Genomic DNA, 1,836 nt, shown 5'->3' with positions numbered 1-1,836 from the left:
ACCCCGCCCCGGACCGGGCCGCCGCGGGGAGCGCGGGGGCGGTCGGCGGATGGCAGGACACGCTCCGCCCACCCCGGCGGACCGGGGCGGGGTCGCCGGAGCAGTCGCCGATGACCGGGCAGCGTGGGGCGAACGCGCAGCCGTCGGGCAGCGCGGACAGCTCCGGCGGGTGCCCGGGCACCGGGGTGAACCCGGCGTCGGGCAGCGCACCGAGCAGGCCGGCGGTGTAGGGGTGCCAGGGGGTCGCGAACACGTCGTCGGCGGGGCCGGTCTCGACCAGCCGCGAGGCGTACATGACGGCGACGTCGTCGGCGACGGCGCGGGCGGCGCGCAGGTCGTGGGTGATCAGCAGGACGGCGCGACCCTCCGCGGCCAGCCCGGCCAGCAGCGTCGTGACGTGGTCGACCAGCGGCCGGTCGAGTCCGGCGGTCGGCTCGTCGGCGAGCAGCACCGGTGGGTCCCCGGCGAGCGCGGCGGCGAGCCCGGCGCGCTGGGCCTGCCCGCCGGACAGCTCGTGCGGGTGCAGCGCGGCGACGTGGCGGGGCAGCGCGGCGCGGTCGAGCAGGTCGGCGACGGTGGCCGTCGCGTCGAGCCGGGTCAGGGTCTCGCGCAGCTGGGCGCCGACGGTGCGGGTGGGGGTGAAATGGGTGGCGGCGGACTGGGGGACCAGCCCGACCAGCCGTCCACGGACCCGGTCGCGCAGGGTCCCCTCGGGGGCGGTCAGCAGCTCCACCGGGTCGCGTCGGGTGGACTGCTTCGGCGGGGTCAGCACGGCCGACCCGCGGACCGATGCGGTGCCCGGCAGCAGCCCGGTCAGGGCCTCGGTGAGCACCGACTTGCCACAGCCGGACTCCCCGACGAGCGCGGTCAGCCGCCCGGCACGCAGGTCCAGGTCGGCCTCGGTGACCGCGCGGACCGTGCGGGCGCGACGCCCGCGCCCGACCCGGAAGGCGACGTCGAGGCCGCGCACCGCGAGCACCGTGCCGGGTGCGGGTGTACCGGGCCCGGTCACAGCGCCTGCTCCGACCGTCGGCGCGGGAGTGTGCGGTCCCGCCACCAGGCCGCGATGCCGGCGACGCACAGCGTCGTCGCGGCCAGCAGCACGCTCGGGAACACCACGATCCACCAGGAGCCGAGCAGCACGGCCTGTCTCCCCTCGCCGAGGATGGTGCCCAGGCTCGCCAGGTGTGGTGGCAGGCCGAGGCCGAGGAAGCTCAGTGCGGTCTCGTGCCACACCGCGTGCGGCAGGATCAGCACCGCCGAGAGCACCGCCTGCGGGGCGACCGCGGGCAGCAGGTGCCGGCGCAGGACCCGGCGCCGGGACGCGCCGCCGGAGATCGCGGCGTCGACGAACGGGCGGGTGCGCAGGGTCAGGATCTCCGCGCGCACGACGCGGGCCACCGTCGTCCAGTGGGTCAGCCCGATCGAGGCGATCACCGCGAGCACGCTGCCCCGGTAGAGCGCGACGATCACGATGCCGAGCAGCAGGTGCGGGACGGCGTTGACGGCGTCGACCAGGCGCATCGCGATCCGGTCCCACCAGCCGCCGAGCAGCCCGGACAGCGCCCCGAACAGGGTGCCGATCACCGTCGAGAGCACGGCGCAGGCCGCGGCGACCTGCAGCGACACCCCCAGCCCGGCGAAGCTGCGCAGCAGCACGTCACGGCCCACGGAGTCGGTGCCGAACGGGTGCGCGGGCGAGGGCGGCAGCCGGATCGCGGTGTAGTCCACGGCGCCCTCGTCGAGCCCGCCGAGCCACGGCACTCCTACCGCAGCCGCGACGAGCAGGACCAGCCCGCCGGCGCCGGCGACCAGCCGGGCCCGCCCGGACCGGCG

The 1,836-nt window shown here is 77.5% G+C and carries 2 protein-coding genes; both read right to left on the bottom strand.

Annotated features, from left to right (window positions below):
• Positions 1 to 970: oligopeptide/dipeptide ABC transporter ATP-binding protein (locus tag GTW08_RS18560; RefSeq protein WP_346009932.1), on the bottom strand; the 970-nt coding region annotated here is incomplete at its 3' end.
• Between the two features lie 38 nt (positions 971 to 1,008).
• Complete coding sequence (locus tag GTW08_RS18555; RefSeq protein ID WP_237453968.1) at positions 1,009 to 1,788, bottom strand: ABC transporter permease; 780 nt, start codon at positions 1,786 to 1,788, stop codon at positions 1,009 to 1,011.
• Positions 1,789 to 1,836 lie beyond the last annotated feature (48 nt).

The sequence above is a fragment of the Pseudonocardia sp. SID8383 genome, assembly GCF_009864975.1.
Classification (GTDB): domain Bacteria; phylum Actinomycetota; class Actinomycetes; order Mycobacteriales; family Pseudonocardiaceae; genus Pseudonocardia; species Pseudonocardia alni.
The sequence above is the reverse complement of the archived record's forward strand: the minus strand, read 5'-3'. Positions and strand labels throughout refer to the sequence as shown.